This is a genomic window from Bacillus sp. SIMBA_154, assembly GCF_046536015.1.
Taxonomy (GTDB): domain Bacteria; phylum Bacillota; class Bacilli; order Bacillales; family Bacillaceae; genus Bacillus; species Bacillus pumilus_P.
Genome location: NZ_JAWJBV010000007.1, coordinates 150,280 through 172,209 on the forward strand (window position 1 = coordinate 150,280; position 21,930 = coordinate 172,209).

The following is a 21,930-nucleotide window of genomic DNA, read 5'->3' on the forward strand; positions in this document are numbered from 1 at the left end:
TAATCTGTTAACGGAAAAACCTTGACATATCCCCCTGCCTAAAGGTCGTTCCTTGTTGGAAACGTCCAGCCTGAATGAGTTCCTTCTTCAGTAGCTTCCTGAGTTCATCATCTGTCAAGTTGTGCTTCGCTGTGGTTTTCTCCTCAGTCTTTGTTTCAGACGCAGGATGCTCCGACTCAGCTTTGGCAAAAAGCTTTTTGATTCCTGCCATGTTTACACCTTGTTCGATGAGGTTTTTAATTTCTAGTAATTTATCAACATCATGGAAAGAAAATAATCGGCGATTCCCATCACTTCTTGCTGGAAATATTAAACCATTTTCCTCATAATAGCGAATTTGTCTTGCAGATAATTCTGTTAGCTGCATGACAATCCCAATTGGGAATAAAGGCATTGAGCGGCGAATGTTATCACTCATCTCAACTGTCTCCTCCTCTTAGCTTAAATTTATTATATGTCATGTTATATTATGTGTCAACGAAATGTTAGGAATATTAACATGGATTTTTTTATTGAGCAGGCACTTCGATAAAACCTTGTTCCAATAAGGCATCTACAGCACTGCAAATCGCATTTTTCACATGGGCATACGTGAGGCCGCCTTGAACGTAGGCAGTATAAGGAGGCCTGATCGGACCATCGGCTGATAATTCGATACTAGCTCCTTGCACAAAAGTGCCAGCTGCCATAATGACATCATCCTCATAGCCCGGCATATAGCTTGCATGCGGTGTGACGTGACTGTTGATCGGAGATGCATATTGAATGGCCTGGCAGAACGCAATCATTTTTTTAGGATCTCCAAATTCTACAGATTGAATCAAGTCCGTTCTTTTCGCATTCCACGCAGGGTTTGTTTGGAACCCAAGCTTTTCAAGAAAACGAGCCGTAAACACTGCACCCTTTAAGCTCTGCGCAACGACATGCGGTGCTAAGAAAAATCCTTGATACATTTCCTGGAGCGCATACAGCGATGCACCCGCTTCACTGCCGATGCCTGGAGATGTCATTCGATAAGAACAAGCTTCTACCCATTTCTCTTTTCCGACGATGTAACCGCCTGTTTTGGCAAGACCGCCGCCTGGATTTTTAATGAGAGAACCAGCCATAAGATCCGCTCCCACATGACACGGCTCTTGTAATTCAGTAAATTCACCATAACAGTTGTCAACAAACACAATGATTTCCTCATTGATCTCTTTCACAAATGAAATCATTTGTCCTATTTCTTCAATTGTAAAGGATGGTCTTGAAGCATAGCCTTTTGAACGCTGGATGCCGATGACTTTTGTTTTAGAGGAAATAGACTCTTTTACTTTGTCGTAATCAACTGATCCATCTTGGCGCAAATCAATGGCTTTGTAGTCAATCTTGAAGTCTTTTAACGAGCCTGTCCCTTCTTTGCCGCGAATCCCGACTATTTCTTCTAGGGTGTCATATGGCTTCCCTGTCATGTAGATCAATTCATCGCCAGGTCTTAGCACACCGAATAAGGCAATGGAAATCGCATGTGTTCCGGAGATAATTTGCGGGCGCACAAGGCCGCTTTCTCCTCCGAATACATCCGCATAGATCTTTTCCAATGTGTCTCTCCCCATATCATCATAGCCATATCCAGTTGTCGGATTAAAGTGAGAGTCACTGACTTTATGCTTTCGGTAGCTTTCAAGCACCCGCCACTCATTTTGTTCGCTCGTTTGATCAATTTGCTGATGCATGTGTAAAATCTCTTGTTCTGTTTCTGCTGCTACTTTTTCTAAAATGGTGCCATGTTTTAAAGTGTGAAACATCTTCATTTAGTTCCTTTCCTACAACATATACTTCTTGATTTGACCTAATATGGTCTGCTCCTCACCACTAAATCCGGTGATGTCATAAAGCTCTGCTTCTTTTTGAAATTCTAGTGATTCCACGAGGGTTTCTGACTTTAATGCGGATATGAGCTTCCCTTCATACGCTGGAATCTTCACGTGATATGGCTTTAAAAAGTTTTTTTTCAGCTCAGCCATAATATCCGCTTTCAACCGCTTCACATCTTCCTCGCGTCTAGCACTGATTAAAATATGTCGCTGCTTTGAAGATGGGATAAAATCCGGTCTGATTTGATCTTCTTTGTTATAGACGGTCAGCATAGGAATACGGTCTGCTTCTAATTCCTCTAAAAGCTCATGAACCGTCCGTTCGTGTCCTTCGTAATCCTCATTAGATGAATCGATCACATGAAGCAAATAATCTGCTTCCTTCACTTCTTCGAGTGTGGAGCGAAATGCGGCAATGAGTGTTGTTGGAAGGTCTTGAATAAAACCAACTGTATCTGAAATCAGCACACTGTAGCCAGATTCTAATGTCATCTTACGTGTCATTGGATCAAGTGTCGCAAACAGCAAATCTTCTTCATGACTATCAGCATCTGTTAACTGGTTAAACAAAGTGGATTTTCCGGCATTCGTATACCCGACAATGGCAATTTGGAACACACCATTTTTCTTCCGTCGTTCTCGGTATCTTGTTCGGTGTTCTTTTACTGCAGATAGCTGCCCGTGAATTTCGTGAATGCGGCTTCGTATATGGCGTCTATCTGTTTCAAGTTTGGTTTCACCTGGACCTCTTGCGCCAATTCCGCCCCCTTGTCTTGAGAGGCTGATCCCTTGTCCACTTAGTCTCGGCAAGGCATACTGAAGCTGGGCAAGCTCTATTTGCAGATTCCCCTCTCTTGTACGGGCTCTTTTAGCAAAGATGTCTAAAATCAATTGCGTACGATCAATAATTTTCACATCTAGGGCAGTCGCCAACGCTTTTAACTGGCTTGGAGAGAGCTCATCGTTAAAAATAATAACATCACATGCTAATTCCTCGCAAAGTACTTCAAGCTCTTCTACTTTCCCTTTTCCGATGTATGTTGCGCTGTCTTGTCTATTTCTTTTCTGCGTCATCACGCTGACAGCTTCACCGCCAGCTGTTTTGGTTAAGGAAGCTAATTCTTCCATTGAGTATTGAAAGCGTTCATCCGTTACATGCGGCAATTGACAGCCGACAAGGATCGCTTTTTCAGTCATTTCATGTTCATTCAACGTCAGTTGTTTCCTTTCTGTACTTAAGTTTTCAGTAGTACCATCATACCAAACACATCACACGTATACCACTATTCGGAAGGTTTATTTTAGCGTCTCTTCACAAAAAGGATACGCCATTTCAAGAAGGCGTATCCTCTTTCATTTGAAGGTCGTGACTTTTAATGGTCAGCAAATCTTTCTTATCGTAATGATCAACAAGAAGCAGTCTCATCGCCTGGGTTCGAATGGCTTTTTCAATGGTGTTTCGCACAAACCGGCCATTGCTGAATTTTGCAGGACTTGTGGTACTCTTAATGTGCATCAAATAATCTCGCAGCTTCCATTCTGCTTCTTGGGTAAAGACATATTCCCTGTCAGCCATCATTCGTTTTGCAATATCCATAAGCTGATCGACTGTATAATCAGGAAAGCTGATATTGATTGGAAATCTTGATTGAAGGCCGGGATTTAAAGACAGAAAATGTTCCATTTCCTTAGAGTAACCAGCAAGGATGAGAATAAATTCGTGCTGTTTATCCTCCATATGTTTAACAAGGGTATCAATCGCTTCTTTTCCAAAATCCTTTTCTCCTCCGCGGGCAAGAGAATAGGCTTCGTCAATGAACAAGATGCCGCCTAGTGATTTTTTAATTAAATCCCTTGTTTTCTGCGCAGTATGCCCAATGTACTCTCCGACGAGATCACCGCGTTCAGCTTCAATTAAGTGCCCCTTTGAGAGGACATTCATTTCAAAGAATAGCTTTCCGACAAGCCTCGCAACCGTTGTTTTCCCTGTGCCTGGATTCCCTTTGAACATCATATGAAGCGCTTGTTTTCCTACCTTTAATCCTTGTTCCTGTCTTTTTTGATTGACAAAAATCCAGGCATAAATCTCTTTTATGTTTCGTTTCATTTCATCCATACCGACAAGGCTGTTCATTTCACGCTCTATTTCCCGTAAGATGCTGTGTTTTGCCTCATTTTTCTGCAAGGCTTCTAGGTATTCTGCCTCTGAATCTGCATCAACCAATACTTGCTTTTGTCCGTTAAGTATAATATTGATTTGGCCGTTGTTTTTATATGTGACAGCTCGCTCCAACGTATTCACCTCTCGCTCTTCTCTCTTTATTCTATTCGGGTGGAGCTGTAATCGTGACAATCGCCCGCTTAAGCCCAGGTTTGCTGTCAAAATGACCCGAGATACCTGTTATTGTAGGGATTTCTGCGGTTTCCCAGGAAATGATGTGCTATCTCTATTGTATTCATCCATTTTGGGCGGACAAACCAACAATTTGCTTTTTCTTAGAAAAATGTAGCTTTTTGATCACAAATGATGCAGAAAAGAGTCTCAATGATTTCCGCATTTTGTACAGGCAATTCTTCTATTTCCTCATAAAATAAAGACGAGGTGATGAATAGATGGTGAAAATTTTTATTGATCCTGGCCACGGAGGAACAGATTCTGGAGCTGCTGCGAATGGACTTTTGGAGAAAAATATAACACTTCAAATTGCGCTTTTACTAAGAGATATCTTGATTAGTGAATATGATGGGGTTTCCGTCCGCTTAAGTCGTTCAATTGACCAATCCGTCACTTTATCCCAGCGTACGAATGCGGCAAATAGCTGGGGAGCTGACTATTTCGTGTCTATTCATATTAATGCTGGCGGGGGCACAGGTTTTGAAAGCTTTGTGTATCCTGGCGTTTCAGCACCGACCACCACGTATCGCAATGCCCTTCATGATGAAATTGTCCGCTCGGTTGATTTTGCCAACCGCGGCAAGAAAACTGCAAACTTCCACGTTCTTCGGGAAACTTCTATGTCCGCTATTTTAACAGAGAACGGTTTCATTGATACGACAGCTGATGCAAATAAGCTCCGCAATGCTTCCTTTCTTCAAGGCATTGCTCGCGCTCATGCCAATGGATTAGAGAAGGCCTTTCAGTTGAAAAAAAAAGCAGGTAATCTTTATAAAGTGCAGGCAGGGGCTTTCAAGGTGAAAGCCAATGCTGATAAGCTGGCTGCCACACTTAGATCCAAAGGATTCGAAGCATTAGTCGTACTAGAAGGCGGTATGTTCCGGGTACAAGCTGGGGCTTTTCGTTCAAAGCAAAATGCGGATGACCTCGTAGTCAGATTGAAGCAGGCTGGTCACGACGCATTCGTTTTCCAATAAACTGAAGCTGTTATAACGAAACAAACCGGCTCAAGTCATCTGCAGAGCCGGTTTGTTGTCTATTGATTTATGCTAAGATGTTCACGACAAATTGAGACCACGTTTCAAGACGATCGAAGTATTCAGGCTTTTTCAAGTCTGCTGCTTTCATCCATTTTCCTGAGATTTGATCTATTTCTTTTACTTCCACATGAGCACCAGGTGATAATTCAAGTGCTGATAACAGCCCAATATGCACACGGCCGACACTGTTGTCATCATCATTGATTAATCCAAGGGTTTTCATCTCAAGTTTGTCTTCTTCTTGAATCGAAAGTTCCTCGTCCAGCTCACGATCCGTATTTTCTTTTAGGATCTCAGCAAAATCTTTTCCTTCGATAAAATTCATATGACCGCCAAAACCAAGAGATAACTTATGATGTAATCTTGTCTCTCCCCCGCCTTGAAGTCTTTCATATACATACACTTCGTCTTCACGCTTAATGACGACATAAGGAATCGGCTGTTTGAAGTCAGGATTTTCTTCTGCATCCCCTCTTCGCATCTGCTCGAAGTGCTCTTCGATTTCTTTCATGATCGTTTTGATTGTTTCCTCTTCACTATTCACCCCATTAAACGCAAGTGTTTCGTTTTGGAAAACACGTTTGCGCGGTGCGACTAAAATGATTTCATCCATTTTTCCCATGTTCAGTAACCTCCAGTTTGTAACACGTTGTAAGAAATGGCAAAAAGCCAAAACGAGTGATGCGTTTTGACTTTTGCGTTTTACTTATGATTCATCTCCAAAGAAGAAGTCGTCATCTTTTAACGGCTCAACTGTTGCTTTTTTGTAGCCGTTCCCTTTCATTGAGAAGAAATCATGTGACTTTGTTTTTGTATTGAGTCCGTTCAATACAATCGGGTTAATCTCTTCTTCTTCAAAGTAAGGGGCAAATCCAAGGTTCATTAACGCTTTATTGGCATTGTAACGAATGAACTTTTTCACATCATGCGATAAATTGACTTGGTCATAAATATCCTCAGTGTAATGAAGCTCATTTTCATAAAGCTCGTTCAGCAAATCAATGGAGAAATCATATAGCTCTTTTTGCACGTCAGGTGTTTGTTTGTTGTAGATTTCTTGCGCTAATAACCCAACGTACACACCGTGAATCGCTTCATCGCGCAAAATCAAGTTAATAATTTCACCACTTTGCATGAGCTTTCCTTGTCCATAGAAATAAAGCGGGTAGTAAAAGCCGCTATAAAATAGGAAGCTTTCTAAATAAACAGAAGCAACCATTGCTTTAAACAAGGAAATAGGATCATCCTTTTGAATCGAACGGTATAGACTTACAATCATATCCGCTTTCTTCTGCAAGAATTTATTTTTCTTGACCCATTCAAACACTTCACTAATGGTTTCAGTTGGTGCAAGTGTCATGAAGATATTTGAGTATGATTTCGCATGTACCGCATTTTCCATCATCGCCATAAAGTTCAACACCGCTTTACGCTGATGACCGTCTACATGTTCTGCCACAATCGGCATCCCTGTATTTCCTTGTTCTGTATCAAGTAAAGTCAGTCCAGCAAGTACCTTCATGTACGTATCCCGCTCTTTTTCACCTAAATATTTCCACGTCAAGAGATCCCCGTTTAAGGAAATCTCTTCAGGAAGCCAGAACTGCTTCACATTTTGGTTGTAAAACATTTGTGTAAAATCGTCTTCGTGTTTTGACCAGTTGGCTGCATCATAAATTTTTGTCACGTTAAACTCTCCTTTAATCAAACAACACAAGAAAGACAGCCTTCCTGCCCTGTATCCTTCGTTCTTGCATAATAAAGTGTCTTAATGCCTTTATGGTGTGCATAAAGATCAATGCGGTTTAAGTCACGCGTTGTCATCGTATCTTTTAGGAATAATGTAAAGCTGATTCCTTGATCGACGTGCTGCTGAATCGTTGCGATCATATCGACCACTTTAAACATGTCCATATCGTACGCTTCTTTATAGAAGAACCAGTTTTGCGCTGAAAGACCTGGCATTGGGTAATATGTTTTGCTGTTGCCATATGTTCTTTCTTCGATACGTTCCATAATTGGCATAACAGATGCTGTTGCCGATTGAACATAAGAAATCGATCCTGTTGGTGCAATACATAATCTATAGCTATGGTACATCCCATTTTCCGCTACAAATTCTTTAAGTGCTGCCCAGTCTTCTTTTGTTGGAATGTGCATGCCTTCAAATAGTGCTGCCGCTTTTTCTGTTTTTGGTGTGAAATCATTCTCCACATATTTATTAAAGTACTCACCAGTTGCATAGCCAGAACCCTCATAACGGTGGAATGTTTCTCCTTTTTCTTTTGCAAGCTCACTTGAGCGTTTAATCGAGTAATAGTTCACCATCATAAAGAACGTATTAGCGAAATCTCTTGCTTCTTCACTTTCATATGCCATTTGGTTTTGAGCTAAATACCCGTGAAGGTTCATTGCGCCAAGCCCAATTGATTTCATTGCTTTGTTTGCTTTTCTAACAGCCGGTGCATTGCGAATATCCGTTGTTTCAGATACAAGCGTTAACGAGTCTGTTGCAAGCTTGACTGTTTTTTCAATTGATTTGTTTTTCATGACATTCATGATATTTAATGAACCAAGGTTACAAGAAATATCCAGACCGATCTCATCTTCTTGATCATAGTCCGTGTAAGAAGATACCTCTGAAGCCTGAAGCACTTCTGAGCAAAGGTTTGAGAATTTCACACGTGAAATATGGTTCAGCGCATGCTCTCTATTCACATTATCTTGGAACATGATATATGGATAGCCTGATTCTGAGCGCAAAACAGCCAATTTTTCAAGAAGTTTTCTCGGATTGACTTTTTCTTTTTTGACTTTCGGGTTTTCCACAAGCTCGTCATACATTTCTTCCATGTCCATCTCATCAAGATGCTGTCCATATTCTTTATAGACTGTGTGCGGATAGAAAGTGTAAGCTGTTTTATCTTCTCTTGCAAGCTCGATAAATTTGTCTGGGATGACAACACCAATGGAAAGTGTTTTCACACGAACATCTTCATCAGCAGAGATTTTTTTCGTATCTAAGAAATCATTGATATCTCTGTGGAAAATATTGAGGTAGGCACTGCCTGACCCCTGTCTTTGTCCCATTTGATCTGCATACCTGAATGCATTATCAAGAAGCTTCATCACGCCTACGACACCTTTTGTCGCGTTTTCTACATCTTTGATTGCTTCGCCTTTTGCACGAAGTTTTGACAGGTTCAAACTGACGCCGCCGCCTAGTTTCGAAAGCTGCATGGAAATATCAATCGCTCTTGAAATATCGTTTAAAGAGTCATTCACTTCAAGCAAGAAGCAGCTCACCAGCTCACCGCGTCTTTTACGTCCAGCGTTTAAGAATGTTGGAGTACTTGGCTGATATTCTTGGTTGATCATTAGTTCTACAAACTCAAGTGCTTTTTCTTTGTCTCCGCCCGCGAAGAAAAGAGCCACAACTGAAATGCGGTCTTCATAGCGTTCAAGGATTTTCTTTTTATCATTTGTTTTCAGTGCATAATCATTGTAAAACTTAAACGCACTCATAAATGATGGGAATCTAAATTTTTTGGCATATGCAGCTTCGAATACTTCTTTAATATCTGCCATGCTGTATTGCCTTAAAAATTCTTCCTCATAGTAGTCGTTTTCTATTAAGTAATCAATCTTCTCTTCTAAGTTGTGAAAGAAGACCGTGTTTTGATTAATATAATCTACGAAATAACTATGTACAGCTTCTTTGTCCTTATCGAACTGAAACTTTCCTTCTTTTTGAATCATAATCTCGTTATTTAATTGTATCCACTTTGGAACCTGATTTTGTGACAATTCTTTCTACCTCCTGTGTAAACAATTCAACATCCCTTTTTGTTCCGCTTAGTTCAAAGGTGTGCAAAATAGGAACTTGATATTGTTTAGAAATCGTATCGGCACTTTTTGCAAAATTATCTCCCCACACTTTGTTGCCACTCACCGCTACACCTAGTAAAAGGTGAGCATTTTTCTCTAAAAAGGACTGAGTGGTACTAGGGACTTGTCCAAATCCTGTCGTAAAGGTGACGAGAATAAACGGCGTATCCAAAAACTCTTCTCCAGTCAATTTTTGTTTGTCTGTAAAAGGGGTCTTGTCCAAAAAGCGTTGAACATTTCCTGTTTTTGAATCAAATACGATTTGAATCAATTCCATCACGACCTAGTTTTTAGTATTGTTGATCATTTCGTTATTCACTATATATAGTATACTATGTTTTTTTAAAACACAACATATAGATGTTCGAAACGAAAAAAATCAACCAACCCGGCCGAACATTCATAGCCGAACTCGTACGTTCAAATAAATAGAGCAGAGCAGGATCTAAAAATAGACTGCCCTACTCCCTATTCAACTGAAACCGAAATCTATCATAACACGAAAAAAAATCGCTTAGTAGACTAGACTTTTTGTTTTATTTTTTGTAGGCATCGCACTGTAAATCTTCTGACACTTCTGTTATTTCCACTTCAACACCTAATTCTTTTAGCACCGCTTCAAGCGCAGAAACGATTGAAGCTTCTCTCACTAATTCTTTCCCATTTACAGAAACACTTGTTCCATATTCGAAACAGGAGTCGTCTTCACAAGTTTGTTCCCAGTGATTAATTTTAATTTTGTGTGACATGAACTCATCCTTTTCTGTCTAGATGTCTGATGCATGATTATAGTGTAGCGACTTCACATACATTTGTAAATTGACGTGCTTACTCTTCATCAAGCCCATCATCATATTCTTCGTCCCATTCATCTATGTATTCCGTTTTAACGAGGGTCAGCTCCCCTTCTTTTTCATCAAACCGGTACACATGTACTTCATCATCCTTAACAACAGCAAAGTGATTATTTTTTAGCGCAACAGCTGATTGTAAAAGGCCTTCTATATTTCCATTATCATTTTGATAAGAATGGTTATGCCAGCTTTCCTGTCTCGTTTCAATGTTTGAAATGGCGCACGATCCAAATAAGACAACGATTCCAATCAAAAGGAGTATCACTCTAATCCTTCTTAATTCAAGTTCTGCATTTTCCATATAAATCCCCTCACCTTTTTAAAAGTCCAATAAGGAATCATACGCAAAATGGACAGAAAAGTTTCACGGCATACAAAATAGCCCCTCTGCACTGACAAAAAACGTAGCGGGTTCCGGCCGGTTTATTCGCAGATGCATGGGGCTATTAGATACAAATTGTCCTATTCTAATTCTAGATTTACATTTTTTTGAGGTGCAAATGTAGAAATGGCGTGTTTATAAATAAGCTGCTGCTTCCCTTCTGTCTCAAGCAGCACTGTAAAATTGTCAAATCCTTTCACTTGACCGCGAAGCTGAAAGCCATTCAGTAAAAATACGGTGACAAATGTATTGTCTTTGCGGATCTGATTCAAAAATTGGTCCTGAATATTAATCGGTTTCATGTTTCGTCCTCCTTGATTCTGATAACTACAGTTTCGCTTTAAGTCCAAGCTTTCCTGCTATATATGCGAAAATTTCCTCTTTTTTGTCTGAAAAGTGGCAAGGTGGTGTCATATCAAACCAGGTGACATCCATTTTATTACGGAACCACGTAAACTGACGCTTCGCATATCGCCGGGAATTTTGCTTTAATTGCCGGATGGCTTCATTAAGAGAGCAGTCACCTTGAAAATAGGCATACAGTTCTTTATAACCAATCGCTTGAACAGACTGACAATCCTTCAAACCAGATTGATATAGCGCTCTCACTTCTTCCATTAAGCCCTCATCTAACATCATATCAATTCTTTGATGAATGCGCTCGTACAAAAGCTCTCGCTCCATTTTCAGCCCAATGAAGGCTGTGTCGTAAAGAGGAACTTCCTGATGCCCGTTTTGCATCTCAGACATTTTTTGACCGGTTGTATGTATCACCTCTAGCGCCCGGATCACACGGCGGACGTTATTCGGATGGATCGCTTTTGCAGCGTCAGGATCTACTGCTTTTAGCTTTTCATGCAGCCGAAGCGGCCCATGCTGCTGTTCAAACAGCGTCATTTCCTCTCTAAAGGCGGGGTCACTTTTCTCTTCGGTAAATGTGTAATCATATAAAACAGATTGAATATACAGACCTGTTCCGCCGACAATCATTGGCGTTTTTCCTCTACCCGCAATCTCTTTGATTTTCAAACGGACAAGCTGCTGAAATTCAGCTGTAGAAAACGATTCATCCGGCTGTTTCATATCAATTAGATGGTGCGGGACGCCATCCATTTCTTCAGGGGTGATTTTCGCTGTTCCAATATCCATTCCTTTATAAACCTGCATAGAATCTCCGCTGATGATCTCTCCATTAAATGCTTTGGCTATATCAATGCTCAGCTTTGTTTTGCCGACAGCCGTCGGTCCTACTAACACAATCACTGGTTGTTTCGCTTTTTTCATAACATCACTCTCTTTTACAAACTGCCTACAGTATAGCATAACTTCTGTTTCTCTCCTATATACTGCCCATCACCAGCCGAGTGGTTCATTTCCAACCACTTCATATGTTTTTCCTTTTAAACGATGGGTATGCGTTGGCCTCTCTTCATCTGGACTATAGACGACACCTCCGTATGGGATGGGGACAGGATCTGTATAAGCAGAATATGTGACTTCCTGAATTTCGTGATAATGTGTGCCATCGGCTCTTGGGATAGCAGGTCCTGTGATGCCATAGTATCTGTGAAAATGACCCCTTTCAAAAGAAGTGACCCCTCGATAGTAATGCGTATGCTTGTCAGTACTGCTTCCATTTACAGGCTGAGAGATCCCTTCTATTAAATGATAATGCTCTTCTGTTACATCCGTACGTGCTTTATATGCATGAGCATGCGGCGGACATTTTGCCCAATCAGATGGATACAGGCCCATTTAAGACATTCCTCCTTATATTAGGCGGTCACCCAAACACATGTAGGCCATTTGCATACACTGATGTCAGTTACAGTGATTTTATGTGAGAGGAGCCTTTTTTTATGAATTATTTTGAAACACCGCCGTTTATTCAAGAAGACATGAGAAGACCTTTTGGATTTGGACGCCCTGGCTTTGGGTTTGGAAGACCTGGCTTCGGTTATGGGAGACCTGGATTTTTTGGACCTCCATTTTTAGGTGGTTTTGCCGGAGGACTACTTGCTGGATCCCTTCTCGCTCCAGGATATGGATATCCTTATCCACCGCCATATCCGCCATATGGACCATACCCTTATTATTAAATATGACTATTTAGTGAAAACATCCTTTCATAAAATGAATCAATTGACACACTAGTTTTTCATGGGTTAACATTTACTTTACCGACCGTTCAGTAAAGTAGGTGTTTTTTTTATGTCTAAAACCAAAAAAGAACAAATTTTTGAGGCAGCTGCTCGTACGATTTTAAAAGAAGGATTAAGTCAGCTGACCCTTCAGCAGGTAGCAGAGCATGCAAATATGACCAAAGCCGGCCTGCTTTATCATTTTTCAAGCAAGGAAGAGCTCATCCAAAAAATGAATGAGCACGCAATCGTCTGCTTTCGTCAGCAGCTCGAGTCGTATCAGGAAACATGCAAAAACGAAAAGGCTCCTTATGTACGAGCATATATTTTGGCGACATTAAATGATCTTGATATGCAAAATACGACCCAGTTATGTACAAGCATGCTGGCCACTATGTCATTTGATGAAGCGTTATTGAACCCTTGGCGTGATTTTTATGCGGAGTTCAAAGAGAAAGCAGCAGAGGAAATAAACGATCCTGCGCTGAGCCAGCTGATCCGCCTTACATGTGATGGGATATGGTTTTCAGAGATGTTTCAGCTTGAACCACTGAACCGAGAGGAAAAAACCCTTTTACTTCATCGGATTTTACACATATTAGAGGAGGGATGATGATGATCCTCGGATATCTTTTTTTAGCTGTTGCCATTTTTTCAGAAGCAATTGGGGCCGCGATGTTAAAACTATCAAATGGCTTTACGCGCTTTAAACCTAGCGCTGTCGTTGTCGCTTTCTATACACTTGCTTTTTATATGCTGTCATTAACACTTAACATCATTCCACTTAGCATGTCGTACGCAACATGGTCTGGGGTTGGTACCGTCCTCACGGCTTTTTTTGGCGTGCTCTTTTTTAAAGAAACCTTGAACCAGAGAGCAATCATTGGAATGGCTATGCTTGTCTTAGGGGTCGTACTTTTAAATATGTCATAAAGGATGTGAAGAGATCATGAAAGGAATGCTCTATTTAACAGGGGCCATTTTGACGGAGGTTTTTGGCAGTACGATGCTGAAGCTTTCGCAAGGTTTTACACAAGTGCTGCCGAGTATTGGGGTGCTGATCGGATTTGGATGTGCCTTTACTTTTCTTAGTTTGGCACTTAAAACAATTGAGCTCTCATCCGCCTATGCCACATGGTCTGGCGTCGGAACAGCACTCACCGCTCTTGTAGGGCTCGTGTTGTTTAACGAAACCATTCATATGAAAGGCTTCATCGGTCTTGCACTCGTGATATGCGGTGTGATTGTCTTAAATCAGTCCAAGAAACAAAAGGAAGAAAACAAAGAACAAATGGATCAAACCGAATGGACGTCATAAAAAAAGTCATTTTCTCCATGTAAAAGAGAAAATGACTTTTTTGCCTTAACGGCCGACTTGAATGGTTTCTTCTAAGGAAATGTCCACATTTCCCTGAACAGCTCTTGAGATCATACATGAGCTTTCGGCTTTATGTGCAAGCTTACGAGCTAGTTCAATATCATACGTGGAAGCGGACTCTTTGAGGATAATGACAGGTCGATGAATGATTTTCTCATATGTAAACACACCATTTGTCACATCTACGACGGCCTCAGAGCTCATCGATAGATCCTCTTTCTCTAATTGACTCCGCTCCATCATGGCGGCAAGTGTGATGATATAACACGTGGCCGCTGCACCTAAGAGCATCTCATCTGGATTTGTTCCGATGCCCGGGCCATCCATTTCTTTTGGAATCGAAATCTTCGTTTTTAATTGCTCACATGTAATTGTACCAACATCGTTACGCAGACCAGGCCAATTTGCCTGAAGATGAAAATGATGACGCGCCATATCCGTCTCTCCTTTTGTTATCACTTTTTATAGTGTAACAAGAATTCACCCTGCTTGTCTTAAGATGTGCACAATCCTTATGTATATTCTTCATCCAGCACCGTTCGAATCGCCCTCACATAACGGTAGAACGCTTCATTTTTCGTACTCGACCGCCTCCGAAAATCGAAACTGTCAAATAAAGCTTCACGTTGACTTCTACTAATCTCAAGCTGCACACTTTGCCCTGTTTTTGTAAGATTATTAATATTATGATTGCTCGTTCCGCTTAGGGATGCGTGTGCAACAGCAAGTTCAGCAGAAAATCCATTCCGCTCTAATGAGTTCACAATTTTCTCTGCACGGTCGTAATCGGTTCCGCCTACAAGAGTATGGTCAATTCCTTCCTCACCTCTATAGCCGTGCACTGCTAATACATAATCATGTGCTTTTGCCTGTGCGACTCCGATAGGTTCATCAAAGTTTGTGCTAGTAATATGAAGTTCTGACGCATTCTCTCTTAAACCTTCAAATAAATACGTAGAAAAATCGTTATCAAAAAAATGGACGATCTCGCTAACGCCGCCTTCAATTCTCCCGCCATGGGGTGACATCACAAGAAGACGGCTACCAGGCACTGGGTTGGCTGTAATTTGATAGCTGCTAGTTGATTCGTTCTCTTCCAGTTCTTTAAAATTGCGATAAATATCATTTGAACCGCTTTCGTCTTCCCCACCTGATGAAGATGAAAATGGCTCATCATGTTCCTGTGCTTGCATGGTATAATAAACGCCCCATCCGATCGCAAGCAGGAGAAGCAAAGCAAAAAACTTCTTCATTCCCGTTCTCCTTTAACAGATTTCTAAGCCGTTTCTATGATTAATATTGAATCATCATTTCTTTTCATTTTTTCCACATTTTCTCTTCAAATTTGATCATAACACTCTAGATCATGAGATTCCTCAAAAATAAGATAATTGCATTTATATACACAGAAACGTCTCTCCTGTTTGAAAACAGAGTTAGAATAGTATGACAAACAAATGAAGTTATGTTTAAAATGACCTAGTCCTACCCAGTCTGTTTTCTTTAATTCGGCTTTTTTTTATGCGAATTTGATTTTTTTCAACTGTGACGCATCACATTTGTATGAGCATTGACCCTGTCCAGCCCCCCCTTTTTTCTGCAAAATCCATTGTTTCACTGGTTCTCTAAGAAAAACTCTCCCACCTATCATCGGCAGATTCTATATGATTTCCACCTTTTTCTATTATTTTACAAAATGTAAGCGTTTTTCTTTTTAGAAGAAATGAGCAAGCCGCCAATATGAAGAAAAGGAGGGACAAGAATCCGAACAAAGCAGCTTTCAGTCTCATAACGTAAGAGTGTACGAGAATTGATAGCTAGAATGGAGGGCATCACATGTTTGGATTTTCCATGGTGCAAATGGTCAGAACGCATGCTAGTAAACTGGATCAGCCGTTAAGAGAAACCGTCCTTCACCTTTATAAACCCTTTAAGTGGACGCCTTGTTTTCTTCATCGTTTTTTTGAAGGAAGATTAAAGAAGAAAAAGAAGCTTCGTGTGATCATTGAATTTAAGGAGGATGCAGTCGAAGCAGGTATTCAAAGCACAAAGCAGCTAATGAAAAAAAATAGAAAAACAAAGATAAAACAGCACTTTACCCACATCGATTGCTGCGCAGCTGATTTGACACCTGCTGCTTTAGAGGAACTGTTAGCGAATGGGGAGCATATTCGAAAGATTTATTTAGACCGACAAGTTCATGCGCTGCTCGATGTCGCAACACAAGCAAGTCATGCTGACCAAGTCATCCGAAATGGCACGACATTAACCGGTGAAGGCATGACGGTGGCTGTCATTGACACAGGGATTTATCCGCATGAAGATTTAGATGGACGGATTCGCGGATTTGTGGATTTAGTCAAACAAAAAACGAAGCCTTATGACGATAACGGGCACGGTACTCACTGCGCTGGAGATGTGGCTGGAGACGGAGCCGCATCAGACGGCTTATACAAGGGACCTGCCCCAAAAGCAAATCTCATTGGCGTGAAAGTGTTAAATAAACAAGGCGCTGGATCACTTTCTACTATTATAGAAGGTGTTGAGTGGTGCATACAGTTCAACGAAGATCATCCCAATGATCCAATTCATATTATGAGTATGTCACTAGGCGGAGATGCTCAGCGTTATGATGATGAAGAAGATGATCCGATGGTGCGCGCTGTCAATGCTGCTTGGGATCAAGGCATTGTTGTCTGCGTCGCTGCTGGAAACTCTGGTCCTAACAGTCAAACGATTGCGAGCCCGGCTGTCAGTCAAAAAGTCATTACGGTCGGCGCCTATGATGACCGGAATACACCAGAATCAAGTGACGATGTCGTGGCACCATTTTCGAGCAGAGGCCCAACTGTATATGGTGAAGCAAAGCCAGATATCCTTGCACCAGGAGTCAACATCGTATCTCTCAGATCACCAAGATCCTTTTTGGATAAACTAGATAAATCAAGCAGAGTCGATGATGATTATACAACGCTATCTGGCACATCAATGGCAACACCGATTTGCGCCGGTATTTGCGCCCTTCTTTTAGAGCATTCCCCGGATTTAACACCTGATGATGTCAAAGCCCTATTAATAGAAAATACAAGCAAGTGGTCTGGAGATAATCCAATGATTTATGGAGCAGGTGCCATTGACGCAGAGAAAGCGATAAAAGAATAAATAAAAAAGCCCTTTACGTTTTTACGTAAAGGGTGTTGTTTGTCTGTTTTTATGTGTGAAGTCTTTCATCTACTTGAGCAGCTGACATGTTATGCTTCGTTCTCATACATCTCATCTCCTTTTTGAATGTGCGTACGCGCTTCGATCACAATTTCAAAAAAAGTGGAAGATTCCTTGTACATGTCGCGTTCCTTATAATAATTAGCCGCATCAAGTGCTAATTCCTCTAAATCAGCAAACATTTTTTTGCTTCTTAGACCAAAAAGTGCCGATCTCAATTGATCACCGCTGTCTTTCTCTATATAGAGCGCCTGCAAAAATTGGAATTTCAACTGATAAATCTCATCTTCCAATAAACAAGCCTGATTCATTCCTTTGGTTATGGCTTCACTCGCTCGCTCCATATGTCCGAGTTTAAAACAAGTAAGAGCAAGTGAAAACAATGATTTTATCATCGTGGCTGCTTGGTCTTTTTGATAAAGCGAAATGGCTTGTTCAAAAAAAACAGTCGCTGTATGGTACGTGCCCATGCTATAATGACAAGTTCCTAAGTTGTTAAGAGCCATCGCTTTAAAATAAGACGTGCATTCTTGTCTTTCCATCGCTTCACAGACCTTTAACGCTTTTTCTAAATAAGGAAGCGCTTTTTGGTGCTGATTTACATCAATCCAATTACCTGCCATCACAAAATCACATTGAATGCTTCTTTTTCCATAAAGCTGATGTTTCTTATAGATGTCTCTCGCTTTTTTGGCATAGTGCATAGAGAAATAGGTTTGTTTCATATGATAGTATACTTCAGCGATTTTATAGTAAAATTCCGCTTTTTCGATTTCATCTGTCACCAAGATCAGTTGATGTTCCGCATGCTTGTAATATGAAATGGCCTCGATATATCGGCGCTGGATAAACGCATACATCCCATGGAAAAAATGAAAGTAATAGCCTAGTAAGCCTGTCATCTCATCTTCTGCATCTTCAATTTCTTTAGGAAAGGACACAGCTTGAAGCGTTTCACTCCCTGCATGGACTGGCGTTAAGTGCTGAAGCATCATTTGATGGCGAAAATCCATTAGAGAATAATAAAGTAATAAATCTTGATCCTCTTCCATCTCATGAATTTCTTCTTCAACAAGGCGCTTCATGTCGTTTGCCTGTTCCACTTCAAATTTGCAAATATGCGTGTACCATTGATTGATCTTTACACCTACTTCGGAAGATGGTATTTTGTGTGCCATCCACTTCAGCCCCATTCTATCATATCAAACTGATAACTATTATTTTACATAATTTATGTTTTTAAGGCAAATTGTAAGTTATTACATAATTTATGTTCATTTTGCATATTTCTATCTTTTTTACCAAGTTTAAATAGAGTACTTTTGCCCATCAAAACGGTTTTTCTACGAAGATGGGTCAAATTCTCTTAATACTTCTTTTAAAGCACTGATATAACGTCTGAATGCTTTTTTCTTTCCTTTTCTCGTATCAAAATTATCGAAAAAGGCTTCTCTCTGCGCCGTACTAATTTCTAGCTGAACACTTTCACCACTTGCATTTCGATTATTAATATTTTTGGGATCTGTTCCTGAAAGCCGTTCCCCCTCTTGCACCATTTCTGCGGAAAAGCCACGATCTTTTAATTCTCGTACAACAGCTCTTTGCATTTCTGGATTTGTCCCGCCAACTAGCGTATGCCTTTTATCACTTTTATAGCCGTGGATGGAAATTGAAAAGGGATACGTTTTAATCATTTGAACCAAAATGGGTTCATCAAATTTTGTACTCGTGATATGCAAGTCTCGATTATTGTCTTTTTTTGTACCTTCAAACAAATACGTAGAGTACCTTTCTTGAAATGCTTCTACAATTTCACTTGTTCCTGGTTCAATTTCACCTCCATGAGGAGAAAATACGAGTAAATCACTACCACCCTTTTCGTGAAATTCTATCTCATAGCCGTCCCTTTCATGTCGTATGAGCTGTTTAAAACTTTCATATTGATCACCTTTTTTTCGCTCTTTCTTATACTTTTCTACTTCTTCTTGATGTTGTTTTTGCTCTTTTTTTTCTTGAACGGAATGGCTGCATTTCACCATTAAAAGAGCACACAGGATCAGAAAGATGAATCCACTTATAAGTAGCCTTTTCATTTCACCGCTCCTTTTCATTCTCTTAGATGCCTTCTTATCGCATTATTTTACTATCAATGACTAAGAGAATTCAAAGAATGTCCGGCTCTTTTTAACGAATCAGGAGAACTTACCTGTTTTTTTTATGTTGTCTAGGTATTTCAGACTTCTTTGAAACGCTCCGTTTGCAAGTAAAAACTAAATCCTATGACCTTATTTCAGTTTCAGTAAAAATATCCTACAAAAATGGAAATATGACTCTTTTTCCAAACAAAAAAGCTGTAAACAAAAGGTGTATACCCTTCTGTTTACAGCCAATTACTGTATATCCATCTTTAAACTCTTAATTCATTCTCTAAGGCTGTTAGCACTTCATCTTGTGATAACCCTTGTGCAAGTGAAATTTCACTCACTAACATGCCTCGTGCATCTTCAAGCATTTTCTTTTCACTTGAATTTAATGCTTTCTTCTGATTTCGTCTCATCAGATCTTTCACAACGTCTGCACCATCTTCGATCGTACCTGTTTTTAGCTTTTTCAGATTTTCATCATATCTTTGCTTCCAAGTAAGCGCGTCGTCGTTTGTTTCTTCTGCAAAATTGTTCATCACAACTTTCAACGTTGCTTGATCAACTACCGGACGTATACCTAGTTGATTGATTCTGCCTCTTGGGATCATCATCTGCATATTCGGCATTTGAATCAGAAAATATTCCTCCGTCTTACCTAAAATTTCTTTTTCTTCCATTCCTTCAATCACACCGGCTCCATGCATAGGATAAACAATTTTATCACCTATTTGAAACAAATCCGCCACCTCCGAAAGTATTCACAATATGATTATAACACATTTCAGCAGAGGATAAAAATTTATATTTTATCATGTTATTTTAGCACTAGTCAATTCTTTTCATTTGAGTTTTTAAAGAAAAAGCCTTTTTTACAAAAGAAGCACCACCATCCAGTCCTCGTGTATCTTCCGTGCATATACTAGCATTGAGTCACATTTAGGAGGGATGACAATGTGCAAATGCAAGTGCAAACATTCCCACTCAAACTGTTATAAGAAGCATGACGATCATCGCCATGTTGATCCATGTAAAGAAAAGAAGTTTTATCATAAAAAAGATGATTGGTTTGAGAGCGATTTTTGGGATACTTCTAGAAGCTACGATCCCTATTATTATCCTAAAAGTGTCTGCAGCAGCTGTAAGAAGCGTCGCAGAAGAAAGCATAGCACCTCATTTTAGTGTTTGACGCTTCACCTGCTTTTTGTTTTCCCGGCTGAAAAGCCGGTTTTTTTTCTTGTGTAATGCACTTTTTCTTTCATATGGATAGGCTCATGAAACGGGTGACCCTCATAGGATATGGCAACCTGACAAAAAGGATGAGATACAAAATGAACAATATGAATAACCAGACCAATCATTACCACCAAGGAAATCCCTATCACACGTTTGAAAATGTGTATACAGCCAATCATGAGCATGTGATCGCACCAAACATGCAGGAGCATATGAATATGCCAAACCATTATCATACTGGTAAAAAAGATGCTTATAGCGGACACTACCCGCATCACCATTCACCATATTCTCCGTATACGAATCAGCATGATTCATTTTCACATGTTCCAATGAAAGATCACCAACATCTAGGCCACTATGGTGGTGGATATGGGATGCATCCATATCAGCAGCCATACGGGTATCAAGATATGTATATTATGCCACACCATCATATGGCAGGCCACGCTTACGGAATGAATCAACCTAATGCGTTCCTCCCCCGCTATTACTAAACAAATAGACAAAATAAGAGTACAATATACCATTTAATGACATATAGGAATATGGTAATCTTGTAGGTAAATAATGGATGTTATTATCTATTATTTACCTATAATCAACCAAGGGGGAAGGAAGAAATGAAAAAAACATGGACAATCCTAATGATGGGGATGCTTACACTGGTCATGGCACTATCGCTACCGCTTGCCGCATCCGCTGAAGGAGCCAAGACGGAGGAAGGCAAAGCTTCGACCAATGCAAGGCCAGCTGCACTTTATGCGAAAATTACAGGAGCAAGTAAGCAGGAATGGTCTTTTTCTGACATTGAGCTGACATACCGACCAAATTCAGTCTTAAGTATCGGTGCAATTGAGTTTACATTGCCTGCAGGCTTTCAAGCCACAACAAAAGACATCTTTAACGGAAAAGCATTAAAAGACAGCTACATTTTGGATAGCGGAAAAACAGTCCGCATTCCAGCTAGATTTGATTTATTTGGAAGTTCGCAATATACATTACAGCTTTCACATAAAATACTCCCCGCGGCAGGTACATATACATTCCGCGCAGAAAATCGTGCAATCAGCATTGGTTCCACATTTTATGCAGAAGATACGATTGATATTAACAAACGACCAGTTGTCGTCACACCGCCAAATCCTTGTGGATGCTAAATAAAAAAGCGCTCTAAGAGCGCTCAGGCTGTCGAGAAAATCTCGACAGCTTTATTTTTTTCCTTAAAATTTACATCTCCTCATTTTATAATAGAGAAAAACCCACTAAAGGAAGGTGTCTTTCTCATGTTCCACACTAGAAATTCTTCTCAGCACCAAGCCGAATTTGTATTGCTAGATCAACTGGTCGAAGAGGATCACCTGCTTCGTAAAATTGATCAGTACATTGATTTT

Annotated in this window: 26 protein-coding genes; 8 read left to right on the top strand and 18 right to left on the bottom strand. The window is 40.2% G+C overall.

The features are described 5' to 3' along the window. Window positions 1-7: 7 nt before the first annotated feature. The 4 genes from R0K30_RS12235 to spoVK form a co-directional block, all read right to left on the bottom strand. Window positions 8-418 (bottom strand): MerR family transcriptional regulator, encoded by a 411-nt coding sequence (locus R0K30_RS12235; protein ID WP_327925248.1) that lies wholly within the window; start codon window positions 416-418, stop codon window positions 8-10. 91 nt (window positions 419-509) lie between these two features. Then, entirely contained in the window at window positions 510-1,790 is a 1,281-nt protein-coding gene (locus tag R0K30_RS12240; protein WP_367307750.1) for a methionine gamma-lyase family protein, read from the bottom strand. Between the two features lie 18 nt (window positions 1,791-1,808). Beyond that, entirely contained in the window at window positions 1,809-3,071 is a 1,263-nt protein-coding gene (gene hflX, locus R0K30_RS12245; RefSeq protein WP_410610916.1) for a GTPase HflX, read from the bottom strand. A gap of 121 nt (window positions 3,072-3,192) precedes the next feature. Next, window positions 3,193-4,152: a stage V sporulation protein K gene (spoVK, locus tag R0K30_RS12250; RefSeq protein WP_048239875.1), complete on the bottom strand. Its 960-nt coding sequence runs from the start codon at window positions 4,150-4,152 to the stop codon at window positions 3,193-3,195. A 320-nt stretch (window positions 4,153-4,472) separates the two neighbouring features. Here spoVK and R0K30_RS12255 point away from each other — a divergent pair, with 320 nt between their 5' ends. Further along, the gene (locus R0K30_RS12255; protein WP_410610919.1) at window positions 4,473-5,231 is read left to right on the top strand and encodes an N-acetylmuramoyl-L-alanine amidase; all 759 of its coding nucleotides are present in this window, start codon (window positions 4,473-4,475) and stop codon (window positions 5,229-5,231) included. 67 nt (window positions 5,232-5,298) lie between these two features. On the opposite strand, the gene R0K30_RS12260 is transcribed toward R0K30_RS12255, so the two are convergent. The 9 genes from R0K30_RS12260 to R0K30_RS12300 all read right to left on the bottom strand — a co-directional run bounded on the left by R0K30_RS12260 (window position 5,299) and on the right by R0K30_RS12300 (window position 12,173). Continuing rightward, complete coding sequence (locus tag R0K30_RS12260; protein WP_099725755.1) at window positions 5,299-5,916, bottom strand: hypothetical protein; 618 nt, start codon at window positions 5,914-5,916, stop codon at window positions 5,299-5,301. An 84-nt stretch (window positions 5,917-6,000) separates the two neighbouring features. Further along, window positions 6,001-6,981, bottom strand: a complete 981-nt coding sequence (gene nrdF, locus R0K30_RS12265) for a class 1b ribonucleoside-diphosphate reductase subunit beta (protein WP_024424085.1) — start codon at window positions 6,979-6,981, stop codon at window positions 6,001-6,003. Window positions 6,982-6,998: 17 nt separating this feature from the next. Further along, the gene (nrdE, locus tag R0K30_RS12270; protein ID WP_099725756.1) at window positions 6,999-9,101 is read right to left on the bottom strand and encodes a class 1b ribonucleoside-diphosphate reductase subunit alpha; all 2,103 of its coding nucleotides are present in this window, start codon (window positions 9,099-9,101) and stop codon (window positions 6,999-7,001) included. After that, a complete protein-coding gene (gene nrdI / locus R0K30_RS12275; protein WP_041816236.1) occupies window positions 9,061-9,453 on the bottom strand; it encodes a class Ib ribonucleoside-diphosphate reductase assembly flavoprotein NrdI in 393 nt (130 codons plus the stop codon). The genes nrdE and nrdI overlap by 41 nt, the downstream gene beginning before the upstream one ends. A 265-nt stretch (window positions 9,454-9,718) precedes the next feature. Next, window positions 9,719-9,931 (bottom strand): hypothetical protein, encoded by a 213-nt coding sequence (locus tag R0K30_RS12280; protein ID WP_099725757.1) that lies wholly within the window; start codon window positions 9,929-9,931, stop codon window positions 9,719-9,721. 79 nt (window positions 9,932-10,010) lie between these two features. Next, window positions 10,011-10,337: a YmzC family protein gene (locus tag R0K30_RS12285; protein WP_099725758.1), complete on the bottom strand. Its 327-nt coding sequence runs from the start codon at window positions 10,335-10,337 to the stop codon at window positions 10,011-10,013. Between the two features lie 161 nt (window positions 10,338-10,498). Continuing rightward, window positions 10,499-10,720 (bottom strand): RNA chaperone Hfq, encoded by a 222-nt coding sequence (gene hfq / locus R0K30_RS12290; RefSeq protein WP_003211269.1) that lies wholly within the window; start codon window positions 10,718-10,720, stop codon window positions 10,499-10,501. A 25-nt stretch (window positions 10,721-10,745) separates the two neighbouring features. Beyond that, complete coding sequence (gene miaA, locus R0K30_RS12295; protein WP_256499594.1) at window positions 10,746-11,702, bottom strand: tRNA (adenosine(37)-N6)-dimethylallyltransferase MiaA; 957 nt, start codon at window positions 11,700-11,702, stop codon at window positions 10,746-10,748. Window positions 11,703-11,771: 69 nt separating this feature from the next. Further along, entirely contained in the window at window positions 11,772-12,173 is a 402-nt protein-coding gene (locus R0K30_RS12300) for a YmaF family protein (protein WP_099725760.1), read from the bottom strand. Between the two features lie 104 nt (window positions 12,174-12,277). On the opposite strand from R0K30_RS12300, the gene R0K30_RS12305 reads away from it, so the two are divergent. The 4 genes from R0K30_RS12305 to erbB all read left to right on the top strand — a co-directional run bounded on the left by R0K30_RS12305 (window position 12,278) and on the right by erbB (window position 13,877). Further along, window positions 12,278-12,517 (top strand): spore coat protein, encoded by a 240-nt coding sequence (locus tag R0K30_RS12305; protein ID WP_099725761.1) that lies wholly within the window; start codon window positions 12,278-12,280, stop codon window positions 12,515-12,517. A gap of 112 nt (window positions 12,518-12,629) precedes the next feature. Next, a complete protein-coding gene (locus tag R0K30_RS12310) occupies window positions 12,630-13,172 on the top strand; it encodes a TetR/AcrR family transcriptional regulator (protein ID WP_410610925.1) in 543 nt (180 codons plus the stop codon). A gap of 2 nt (window positions 13,173-13,174) precedes the next feature. Further along, entirely contained in the window at window positions 13,175-13,492 is a 318-nt protein-coding gene (erbA, locus tag R0K30_RS12315) for an SMR family multidrug efflux transporter EbrA (RefSeq protein ID WP_099725763.1), read from the top strand. Between the two features lie 16 nt (window positions 13,493-13,508). Beyond that, on the top strand, window positions 13,509-13,877 hold the full coding sequence (gene erbB, locus R0K30_RS12320; RefSeq protein ID WP_099725764.1) for an SMR family multidrug efflux transporter EbrB: 369 nt from the start codon (window positions 13,509-13,511) through the stop codon (window positions 13,875-13,877). Window positions 13,878-13,922: 45 nt separating this feature from the next. On the opposite strand, the gene R0K30_RS12325 is transcribed toward erbB, so the two are convergent. Together R0K30_RS12325 and R0K30_RS12330 are read right to left on the bottom strand one after the other, a co-directional pair. Beyond that, window positions 13,923-14,372, bottom strand: coding sequence for an OsmC family protein (locus R0K30_RS12325; protein ID WP_099725765.1), 450 nt, complete (start codon window positions 14,370-14,372; stop codon window positions 13,923-13,925). 77 nt (window positions 14,373-14,449) lie between these two features. After that, on the bottom strand, window positions 14,450-15,190 hold the full coding sequence (locus tag R0K30_RS12330; RefSeq protein ID WP_410610928.1) for a poly-gamma-glutamate hydrolase family protein: 741 nt from the start codon (window positions 15,188-15,190) through the stop codon (window positions 14,450-14,452). A gap of 583 nt (window positions 15,191-15,773) precedes the next feature. Here R0K30_RS12330 and R0K30_RS12335 point away from each other — a divergent pair. After that, window positions 15,774-17,099 (top strand): S8 family peptidase, encoded by a 1,326-nt coding sequence (locus tag R0K30_RS12335; RefSeq protein WP_410610931.1) that lies wholly within the window; start codon window positions 15,774-15,776, stop codon window positions 17,097-17,099. Window positions 17,100-17,188: 89 nt separating this feature from the next. On the opposite strand, the gene R0K30_RS12340 is transcribed toward R0K30_RS12335, so the two are convergent. From R0K30_RS12340 to R0K30_RS12350, 3 genes are all read right to left on the bottom strand, one after another. Continuing rightward, window positions 17,189-18,337, bottom strand: a complete 1,149-nt coding sequence (locus R0K30_RS12340; RefSeq protein ID WP_256499591.1) for a Rap family tetratricopeptide repeat protein — start codon at window positions 18,335-18,337, stop codon at window positions 17,189-17,191. A gap of 165 nt (window positions 18,338-18,502) precedes the next feature. Further along, window positions 18,503-19,252 (bottom strand): poly-gamma-glutamate hydrolase family protein, encoded by a 750-nt coding sequence (locus tag R0K30_RS12345; RefSeq protein WP_256499590.1) that lies wholly within the window; start codon window positions 19,250-19,252, stop codon window positions 18,503-18,505. Between the two features lie 314 nt (window positions 19,253-19,566). After that, window positions 19,567-20,040 (bottom strand): CarD family transcriptional regulator, encoded by a 474-nt coding sequence (locus R0K30_RS12350; RefSeq protein WP_099725769.1) that lies wholly within the window; start codon window positions 20,038-20,040, stop codon window positions 19,567-19,569. A gap of 591 nt (window positions 20,041-20,631) precedes the next feature. On the opposite strand from R0K30_RS12350, the gene R0K30_RS12355 reads away from it, so the two are divergent. Together R0K30_RS12355 and bslA are read left to right on the top strand one after the other, a co-directional pair. After that, complete coding sequence (locus R0K30_RS12355) at window positions 20,632-21,033, top strand: hypothetical protein (RefSeq protein WP_410610934.1); 402 nt, start codon at window positions 20,632-20,634, stop codon at window positions 21,031-21,033. Window positions 21,034-21,159: 126 nt separating this feature from the next. Further along, window positions 21,160-21,696 (top strand): biofilm surface layer hydrophobin BslA, encoded by a 537-nt coding sequence (gene bslA, locus R0K30_RS12360; protein WP_410610936.1) that lies wholly within the window; start codon window positions 21,160-21,162, stop codon window positions 21,694-21,696. Window positions 21,697-21,930 lie beyond the last annotated feature (234 nt).

What these genes read in the sequence shown, in the direction of transcription:
- R0K30_RS12235 (WP_327925248.1), bottom strand. Translation starts at nt 418, where the DNA reads ATGAGTGATAACATTCGCCGCTCAATGCCTTTATTCCCAATTGGGATT.
- R0K30_RS12240 (WP_367307750.1), bottom strand. Translation starts at nt 1,790, where the DNA reads ATGTTTCACACTTTAAAACATGGCACCATTTTAGAAAAAGTAGCAGCA.
- R0K30_RS12255 (WP_410610919.1), top strand. Translation starts at nt 4,473, where the DNA reads ATGGTGAAAATTTTTATTGATCCTGGCCACGGAGGAACAGATTCTGGA.
- R0K30_RS12260 (WP_099725755.1), bottom strand. Translation starts at nt 5,916, where the DNA reads ATGGGAAAAATGGATGAAATCATTTTAGTCGCACCGCGCAAACGTGTT.
- R0K30_RS12280 (WP_099725757.1), bottom strand. Translation starts at nt 9,931, where the DNA reads ATGTCACACAAAATTAAAATTAATCACTGGGAACAAACTTGTGAAGAC.
- R0K30_RS12285 (WP_099725758.1), bottom strand. Translation starts at nt 10,337, where the DNA reads ATGGAAAATGCAGAACTTGAATTAAGAAGGATTAGAGTGATACTCCTT.
- hfq (WP_003211269.1), bottom strand. Translation starts at nt 10,720, where the DNA reads ATGAAACCGATTAATATTCAGGACCAATTTTTGAATCAGATCCGCAAA.
- miaA (WP_256499594.1), bottom strand. Translation starts at nt 11,702, where the DNA reads ATGAAAAAAGCGAAACAACCAGTGATTGTGTTAGTAGGACCGACGGCT.
- R0K30_RS12300 (WP_099725760.1), bottom strand. Translation starts at nt 12,173, where the DNA reads ATGGGCCTGTATCCATCTGATTGGGCAAAATGTCCGCCGCATGCTCAT.
- R0K30_RS12305 (WP_099725761.1), top strand. Translation starts at nt 12,278, where the DNA reads ATGAATTATTTTGAAACACCGCCGTTTATTCAAGAAGACATGAGAAGA.
- R0K30_RS12310 (WP_410610925.1), top strand. Translation starts at nt 12,630, where the DNA reads ATGTCTAAAACCAAAAAAGAACAAATTTTTGAGGCAGCTGCTCGTACG.
- erbA (WP_099725763.1), top strand. Translation starts at nt 13,175, where the DNA reads ATGATCCTCGGATATCTTTTTTTAGCTGTTGCCATTTTTTCAGAAGCA.
- erbB (WP_099725764.1), top strand. Translation starts at nt 13,509, where the DNA reads ATGAAAGGAATGCTCTATTTAACAGGGGCCATTTTGACGGAGGTTTTT.
- R0K30_RS12325 (WP_099725765.1), bottom strand. Translation starts at nt 14,372, where the DNA reads ATGGCGCGTCATCATTTTCATCTTCAGGCAAATTGGCCTGGTCTGCGT.
- R0K30_RS12330 (WP_410610928.1), bottom strand. Translation starts at nt 15,190, where the DNA reads ATGAAGAAGTTTTTTGCTTTGCTTCTCCTGCTTGCGATCGGATGGGGC.
- R0K30_RS12335 (WP_410610931.1), top strand. Translation starts at nt 15,774, where the DNA reads ATGTTTGGATTTTCCATGGTGCAAATGGTCAGAACGCATGCTAGTAAA.
- R0K30_RS12340 (WP_256499591.1), bottom strand. Translation starts at nt 18,337, where the DNA reads ATGGCACACAAAATACCATCTTCCGAAGTAGGTGTAAAGATCAATCAA.
- R0K30_RS12345 (WP_256499590.1), bottom strand. Translation starts at nt 19,252, where the DNA reads ATGAAAAGGCTACTTATAAGTGGATTCATCTTTCTGATCCTGTGTGCT.
- R0K30_RS12355 (WP_410610934.1), top strand. Translation starts at nt 20,632, where the DNA reads ATGAACAATATGAATAACCAGACCAATCATTACCACCAAGGAAATCCC.
- bslA (WP_410610936.1), top strand. Translation starts at nt 21,160, where the DNA reads ATGAAAAAAACATGGACAATCCTAATGATGGGGATGCTTACACTGGTC.